The following is an 8335-nucleotide window of genomic DNA, read 5'->3' as shown; positions in this document are numbered from 1 at the left end:
TCTACGGAGCAGACTCTACAAATAGTGACTCTGGCAAAGGACTGCTAGGCTACTGGCCTCTCAAGGATAACCTTAAAGATGAAGCAGGCAATCATCATGGTACATTTCAGTCAGAAGGAACTATACCTACATGGGTAGAAGCAGTTAATTTGCCTGTGAATAATGATCAAGCGTTAAGCCTTAATAGCACAACTGGGGAAAATACAAAGCTGGAGGAAGAGCAGACAAAGCTGAAACAAGCGCAGGATAGGCTGAACGCAGCGCAGGATGATGAAGAAAAAAAAGAGGCTGAAAAAGCTGTAAATGAAGCTCAAGAAGCTGTAGAGAAAGCTCAAGAAGCTGTAGAGAAAGCTCAAAACAAGCAAGAATATGTGAAATTGCCCAAAGCATCGGTATTAAAACTTACTGATAGTGACTTTACTGTAGAAGCGTGGGTGAATGCAGATGAGCTTCCTGAGCGAGATGTATCTATTCTTGGCACTGATAGTAGAGAAACCAATGAAGGTCTCCACTTGATTATCAGAAACAAGAAAGCTTATATGGGCTTTTTTAATAATGACCTTGAGGGGAAGACAGAACTTAAACCAGGAGAATGGATTTATATTGTATGGCGCTATCGTAAGTACAAAGCAGAACAAGCCATATTTATCAATGGAGTCAAAGATAACTTCTCAGAGGGTCATCCTGCTTTTAAGGGAGATGAGCCTGTCCTCATAGGGCGTTGGTCAACAGGTAAGTCGGATGGAAACAGTACTTATTTCCAAGGTCAAATTGCCGAAGTTAAGATTTGGAACAAAGCTCTCGAAGATGAGCAAATTTCTTTAAATTATTCAAAATATCAACCAGGTGACAATAACGGCAAAGGTGAGCCAATTTTACTGACAAGTGGTGTATCTAAGTCTCATAGCTCTGTTAGTTCCGTCAAGAATCAGCCGGGGTGGTTTATCTTTGATAACGGAGACGAAGCTTTTCTGGCTACTACTCCTAAAGAGGCAGCTATTCCGCTAATTAGTGATAGCTTATTAGAGGTTCAAGGTGAGAACGATACCATAAACCTTTCATATAACAAGACGGTTACACTACCGAAAGCTCAAAAGTTTTCCTTCATACGACTAACTACCAGTACAATTCGTTCGTTAAGTACAAAACTCCTGATTGGGGGAATTGATAAGTTATTGAGTTTAGAATCCCAAAGTCTCCCCGAACTAGATTTTACTCGATTCCAATCTGAAGATTCAGTTATTACTCCTCAAACCTCTCAATTAGATTTTGACGGTCCTTATGGAATGTATTTCCGAGAAATATTTTTCCATATTCCCTTTTTAGTCGCTAATACTCTGAATGCCAATCAACGCTTTGAAGAAGCCCAGAAATGGTATCACTACATTTTCAATCCTACTGCTCAAGCTGAGAATAACCAGTTACACCCCTCCGATCGCTTTTGGCAATATCTGCCCTTCCGAGGCAATAGCACCCAGAAACTAGAGCAGCTTTTGAGGGATAACCAAGCGATCGCAGCTTATAATAACAAGCCTTTCGACCCCCATGCGATCGCTCAACTGCGAATCGGTGCTTATGAAAAAGCGATCGTTATGAAATACATTGACAACATTTTGGACTGGGGCGATCAACTATTCACTCAAGATAACAGGGAGTCTATTGCTCAAGCCTCCATCCTCTACCTTCTCGCTTACGATTTACTAGGGGAAAAACCCGAAAGCTTAGGTAAGCGTCCAACACCACCACCGACAACGGTAGAACAAATTAAAAAACAATATCAAGCCAGTAATATTCCTCAATTTTTAATTGAGCTTGAGAATAGCACCCATAACCCTCAAACAGTTACCCCTCCCCTGAGTGACATTAACACTTACTTCTGTGTCAGCGAGAACAAAGAATTTTTGAAATATTGGGAAAGAGTCGAAGATAGGCTTTATAAAATTCGTCACAGTCTCAGTATTGAGGGTGTGTTTAGGCAACTTGCCTTATTCCAACCTCCCATAGACCCCAATCAACTGGTTCGTGCCTTTGCAGCCGGGGGAACTTCTGCCACTGTCTTATCCCAATTAAGTCCTACGGTTCCCCACTATCGCTTTGATTATATGCTGGAGCGAGCCAGAAACATGATCTCCACAGTTATTCAACTGGGTTCATCTTTATTAAGTGCCCTGGAGAAAAAAGATGCTGAAGAACTGTCCTTACTCAGAAGCACCCACGAGCAAGTTATTCTGCAACTGATCACAGATACCAAAGAAAAGCAAATCGAAGAGGCAAAGGAAACCTTGAACTCTCTGGAAAAGAGCAAAGGAAATGCAGATGAACGAAAAACACACTATCAAAAACTTTACGATGAAAACCTGAATGCACCAGAAATAACAGATCTGTCACTGAGGGCTTTAGCCTTATTACCCCAGTATACTGCCATTTCCATGCACGGACTGAGTGTACCAGGTCATCTCATCCCCAAAATCTTTGGATTCTCTAATGGGGGTATGGAACCAGGCGATGCAGCCCAAGCTATAGCTCGAGCTGCCGACGGAACTGCTGGCATGCTCAACCAGTCGGCTGGGCTTATCAGCACCGGTGCTCAATACATTCGCAGACGGGAAGAATGGGATCTACAAAAGAATTTGGCTGAAATTGACGTTCAGCAAATCGAATATCAGATAGAAGCCCAAAAGATTCGACAAGCCATTGCCGAACAAGAACTAAAAATTCACAATAAAAGCATCGAACAAGCCAAAGAGATAGAAGACTTCCTCAAAGATAAATTTACCAACAAAGAACTATATCAATGGATGGTTGGTCGCCTGTCTTCTATTTACTTCCCCACCTACAAGATTGCTTTGGACATGGCCATAGCAGCCCAAAGGGCTTACCAATACGAACTCAATCAACATGACACCTTTATCGAAGGTCCCTATTGGGATAGCTTACATAAAGGATTGCTTGCTGGAGAAAGTTTAATGTTGGGCTTAAACCAACTGGAAAAAGCCTACATTGAGGGTAATGTCCGCCGTTTAGAAATTGAGAAAACCATCTCGCTGCTACAACTCAATCCCAAAGCTTTCCAACAATTGAAAGATACTGGAAAATGCGAATTTAAATTTAGTGAAAAACTTTTTGACTTCGACTTCCCTGGTCACTATTGCCGTCAAATCAAAACCATTGCCATTTCCATCCCCGCAGTTGTGGGGCCTTATCAAAATATCAATGCAACCTTAACCCAAACCTCTAACAAGACACTGCTAAAACCCGATGTTCAGGTCGTCCAATTTTTACTTGGTGAAACGGATGAAATACCCGATACATCTATTCTCAGAAGTAATTGGCGACGCAATCAAAAAATAGCAATTTCCCGAGGTGCTAACGATAATGGACTATTTGAACTGAATTTCCGGGATGAACGCTACCTACCCTTTGAAGGCACAGGTGCAGTGTCTACCTGGGAACTGAGTTTACCTAAACAAACTAATCGCATTGACTTTGACACCATTTCCGATGTGATTATTACCTTGAGTTACACCGCTTTAGATGGAGGGGATAAATTCAGGAAAGATGTCACCAATTTAGAGCCATTACAACGCTATTCTGAGGCTTATTATTTTAACGTCAAACAAGCATTTCCAGGAGAATGGCATACTTTTATGAATTTAAACACAGACAGGAATTCGCAAAAGTTGACATTTCCCATCTCTTCTGAGATTATTCCACCTCACATCGAAGATGCTAAACTTAAGCAGATATGGTTTAAGCTTGATGCTCCTGATGTATCATCTAATCAATCCTTTGTCAATTTAAAAATAGCCAATGAAGAAGCTATACAAATTGTATTTGAGGTCAACAATATCGCTATTGTACCAAATTTAGATAATGAACATTTTGCTGATAATTTGGTTATTAATTTCGACCTGAATAACGTTCCAGGAAATTTGAAAAAGGATGGATTATTAAATCCTGAAATTGTCAAGACTATAGAATTAATCTTGATTTACGAAGGCAAGATAGACTATAGCGGTTTCTAGCCTAATCAGGTACACAGGATTTTTCCCTGTTCCCCTCCTGGGAGCAGGGATAGGTTTTTTACATTTGGGTCGGAACCCACCCCTAACCCCTCCCAGGAGGGGAAGAGCGGGAGTCGGGAGTCGGGACCCACCCCACACCCCACACCTGACGTCTTTGTAAAAAACCTACCCTTATGAGGTTTCCCCCACTCGCGCTTTGCATCAAGACAAGGTCAAAAACTGTAATCCTTGTTTACAATTCATTTAGAAGCGCTATAATTCAAAAGAACTTTTACCTGGTAATTGCAAATTGCTATAGCAATCCGTGTAGGAATTGTGATAATTTTTGTTCCCTACTCCCTACTCCCTACTCCCTGTTCCCTACTCCCTACTCCCTTTGCTATATGCAAATCCAAGACTACTTCAACTTCCTAGCCTCTGATGATATCCGCATCAAAGGTAGCCGCATTGGCATCGAAAGTGTCCTCTACGAATACATCTATCGTGCCAAAACCCCCGAAGAAATTGCCGAACAATTTGAGACCATTACCCTAGAAGAAGTCTACGCCACCATCCTCTACTATCTACACAACAAAGAAGAGGTCAGGGCTTACTTGGCTGACTGGCTAGAGTTTTGCCGTCAACAACGAGAAGAGCAAAAACGTAATCCTTCCCCTGCACGGCAGAGGTTTCGGCAATTAAAAGCAGAAGCAGATGCTCAGCAAAAGTCTACTCAATCAGTGAAGGCTTTAAGCTAAAACGCATTTGAAATAGGTTTTAGGTAAGCATTCAGCTATCAGCTATCAGCTATCAGCTATCAGCTATCAGTTTTTGAATAAAACAGAAGCATTGGTTTAATCTGAGTTACGTCAGCTGCCAGCTGACAGCTGACGGCTGACGGCTGAATGCTTACCCCGACTCCCGACTCCCGTTCCCCTCCTGGGAGGGGTTAGGGGTGGGTTCCGACTCCCCACACCCCACACCCCACACCCCACACCACACACCCCGACTCCCCAAAACCATTAAGAACTGCCATAAAATGGCATAATTGCCTGATGCCTCAATCAATAATAGGGTAATCAAAGATAATGTGAAGGTAATCCACATCTGTTACCTTCAGGCCATGACCGAAGGACCAAACCGCGATCAGACTAGTCGTCTGGTATTATTCATTACCCTCTGGCTCAGCTTGTTTGTTTTATCAGTCAAGGTGTCAGCAGCTTGGGCTACCCAATCGCTCAGTCTGATGGGGGAATCCCTGTTCACCCTATTAATTTGCTTTAATACCCTTATCAATTTGCTGATGATCACTACCTATGACAATTCGCCAGATCTGTCAGTCTATGGTCATGGTAAACGGGAAACGGTGATTACGTTTGTGCTAATTGCCTTTTTCGGCTTTGCTGGGGGAAATTTGTGCTTACTCTCCTCTCAGCAGTTACTAACTCTGATTCAGGGAGGAACCTTAACTATTCCTGTCCGGCTCAGTTTACCCTTAATACAATTGTTGGGAGCAGTATTAGCCATGAGCCTTGGTTGGTCTTGCCTGATGATTTACCAAGCTAAAGTGGTCAGGAGTCCTACCCTACGGTTTCAGGCGGCTCAAATGCTCCAGGATGTGGGCTTAACTATACTAGTACTCGGTGGGCTTTGGGGGGTTTCCCGAGGTTTCCTATGGCTGGATCCACTGTTGAGTAGTGTGCTGGTGCTTTTTGCCGGGGCAAATTGTTGGAAAGTTATCAACTGGCAATTGCCCCTGCTAGTCAAACAAACTCCCATTGATCCAGAAGCGATCGCTAACATAGCCCATCAAGTTGGAGGTGTCACTCGCTGTGATCAAATTCAGTGCCGGGGTGTTGTAGGACGCTTCATGTATGTTGAAATGCATTTGGTAGTGCATCCAGAGTTCTCAGGAGTCATTTCCCTGATTGCTGAACGGATTCAGGGGGGAATTCAAGAACGCTACGGACCAGTACAAGCTATTTTCCACATCGATGATGACTTAACAGCATCCTTACGATGGAATGGCTCGAACCGTAACCAACAAATCAACGGTAAAGATGAACCAGATGGGGAGTAGGGAGTAGGGAGTCGGGAGTCGGGAGTCGGGTAGTGGTTTAGCCCAGGTCTGGTCAAGGTTTCGGGAGCTAAAATCACGAATTGTTTACCACTACCGACTTTTTGCCTCTTGCCTCTTGCCTCTGTTCCCCTCCTGGGAGGGGTTAGGGGTGGGTTCCTCTGTTCCCGATTCCCCATTCCCGATTCCCCATTCCCGATTCCCCATTCCCGATTCCCGTTCCCCTCCTGGGAGGGGTTAGGGGTGGGTTCCGATTCCCTATTCCCGATTCCCTATTCCCTAAAATAAACTAATCTACTATAATAGTTTATTGCCCAAAAATTAATACTTAAGCAGACAGCTGCTAAAGTAAACAGAATGTAGGTGGGAGCCATCACTACTCCAATCATCAACCAACTATACACATGGAATAGCATTACCAAAGCTGGGATGCACGCAACTAAAGCAGCTTTCCGCACCTGAACTTGGGGATAACCAATCACAGTAAAGATGATAGTTTGTAAGGTCAGGAGCAAGTTAGCAGGAACTAAAATGGCACAGATTGCTACACAATGGTTACGGGAGAAATCACATAGGATATTAAAATCAAACATTTTAAAATTGCTAACATTATCCTTTTCAGTTTATAGTTAAAGGTTGCTGGGAATTGCTCAATATAGTATTTACAAATCTCCCCCCTCTCCCCACACTCTTCCCCCTACTCCCTACTCCCTACTCCCTACTCCCTAAAAAACTAATCAAGGGGATAGGCCATCCGATAAGGATCAACAATCTGGTCAAACTCAATAGCAGAAACATAGCCTAATTCTAGGCAAGCTGCTTTTAGGGTAAGGTTCTTCTCAGAAGCATGGTGCGCCACTTCTGCAGCTTTGTCGTAACCGATGATTGGACTCAAAGCAGTGACTAGCATCAGGGACTGTTCCAGGAAATACTGGATTTTCTCTCGATTCGGTTCTAGTCCCTTCAGCAGGAAGTCAGTGAAATTGTTGCAGCTGTCAGCAAGTAGATGGACAGATTGGAGCAAGTTGAACACAATCATGGGCTTAAAGGTATTCAACTCAAAGTGCCCCTGAGCACCAGAAAATGCGATCGCACTATCGTAGCCCATCACCTGAGTAGCTGCCATAGTCATCGCTTCGCACTGGGTCGGATTAACTTTTCCTGGCATAATCGAAGACCCTGGCTCATTGGATGGCAGCTTCAGTTCCCCAAATCCGCAGCGTGGTCCACACCCTAGGAAACGGATATCATTAGCAATCTTCAATAACGAGCACGCTAGGGTTTTCAGGGCACCGCTAGCCATAACCATGTCATCATGAGCTGCTAGAGCCGCAAACTTGTTAGGAGCAGACACAAAGGGCAAGCCAGTCAACTTAGCAATATGCTCAGCCGCCTTTTCAGCAAACCCCTTGCCAGCATTTAACCCAGTCCCGACCGCCGTTCCACCAATCGCCAACTCGTATAAGCCAGGAAGCACAGAGTCTATCCGTGCTAAATTAGCATCTAGCTGGGCAACGTAACCGGAAAACTCTTGACCCAAGGTTAACGGTACAGCATCTTGAAGGTGAGTGCGCCCAATTTTAGCGATATTATCCCATGCTTTCGCCTTCTCCTCTAGAGCATCCCGCATTTTCGTCACCTTGGGCATCAGTCGCTCATGAAAGGCTACCGCTGACGCGATGTGCATGGCTGTGGGAAAGGTATCATTAGAAGATTGGGACATATTGACGTGGTCATTGGGATGAATTGGGTTTTTGCTACCCATCACCCCCCCAGCTAGTTCAATCCCACGATTAGCAATCACCTCGTTCACGTTCATGTTGCACTGGGTACCACTACCAGTCATCCAAACACGGAGAGGGAAGTTACCGTCTAGCTGGCCTTCGATCACCTCAGTTGCTGCTTCAATGATTAACTTAGCTTTATCCTCTGGTAGTTTACCCAGTTCAGAGTTAGTCAGAGCAGCCGCTTTTTTCAGAATAGCCATCGCTGTTATGACTTCCGGGGGGATAAAGTCTTGTCCAATCGAGAAATATTTTAGCGATCGCTGAGTTTGAGCGCCCCAATACCGATCAGCAGGAACTTCGATTTCCCCCATACTATCGGTTTCTATTCGCATCTTAGTCATCAGTGATATCAACTCCCCTTGGTTCCTTCGTTTATGGTATAGCACAGGGAGTAGGGAGTAGGGAGTAGGGAGTAGGGAGTATTCTACAGAGAACAATTTATTTAGACGAATGTGGCGGCCCTGTCT

General features: G+C 44.1%; 7 protein-coding genes. 4 read left to right on the top strand and 3 right to left on the bottom strand.

Annotation, left to right across the window (positions count from 1 at the left end; genetic code table 11):
• On the top strand, positions 1–4025 hold a 4025-nt coding region (locus tag F6J94_RS25585; RefSeq protein ID WP_293045279.1), incomplete at its 5' end, for a LamG-like jellyroll fold domain-containing protein.
• Positions 4026–4408: 383 nt separating this feature from the next.
• Complete coding sequence (locus F6J94_RS25580; protein ID WP_293045277.1) at positions 4409–4762, top strand: DUF433 domain-containing protein; 354 nt, start codon at positions 4409–4411, stop codon at positions 4760–4762.
• Between the two features lie 151 nt (positions 4763–4913).
• Here the strand turns inward: F6J94_RS25580 and F6J94_RS25575 are convergent, their stop codons facing one another.
• The gene (locus F6J94_RS25575; RefSeq protein WP_293045274.1) at positions 4914–5111 is read right to left on the bottom strand and encodes a hypothetical protein; all 198 of its coding nucleotides are present in this window, start codon (positions 5109–5111) and stop codon (positions 4914–4916) included.
• 16 nt (positions 5112–5127) lie between these two features.
• Here F6J94_RS25575 and F6J94_RS25570 point away from each other — a divergent pair, with 16 nt between their 5' ends.
• Both F6J94_RS25570 and F6J94_RS25565 read left to right on the top strand, forming a co-directional pair.
• Positions 5128–6084, top strand: coding sequence for a cation transporter (locus F6J94_RS25570; protein ID WP_293045271.1), 957 nt, complete (start codon positions 5128–5130; stop codon positions 6082–6084).
• Between the two features lie 108 nt (positions 6085–6192).
• Positions 6193–6369 (top strand): hypothetical protein, encoded by a 177-nt coding sequence (locus tag F6J94_RS25565; protein ID WP_293045269.1) that lies wholly within the window; start codon positions 6193–6195, stop codon positions 6367–6369.
• Here the strand turns inward: F6J94_RS25565 and F6J94_RS25560 are convergent.
• Positions 6354–6674 carry a hypothetical protein gene (locus F6J94_RS25560; protein WP_293045267.1) on the bottom strand — a complete coding sequence of 107 codons (321 nt, stop codon included), beginning with the start codon at positions 6672–6674 and terminating at the stop codon, positions 6354–6356. The two genes, F6J94_RS25565 and F6J94_RS25560, sit on opposite strands and share 16 nt — an antisense overlap.
• A gap of 140 nt (positions 6675–6814) precedes the next feature.
• A complete protein-coding gene (gene fumC / locus F6J94_RS25555) occupies positions 6815–8209 on the bottom strand; it encodes a class II fumarate hydratase (protein WP_293045281.1) in 1395 nt (464 codons plus the stop codon).
• Positions 8210–8335 lie beyond the last annotated feature (126 nt).

The sequence above is a fragment of the Moorena sp. SIO1F2 genome (assembly GCF_010672755.1).
Classification (GTDB): domain Bacteria; phylum Cyanobacteriota; class Cyanobacteriia; order Cyanobacteriales; family Coleofasciculaceae; genus Moorena.
The sequence above is the reverse complement of the archived record's forward strand: the minus strand, read 5'-3'. Positions and strand labels throughout refer to the sequence as shown.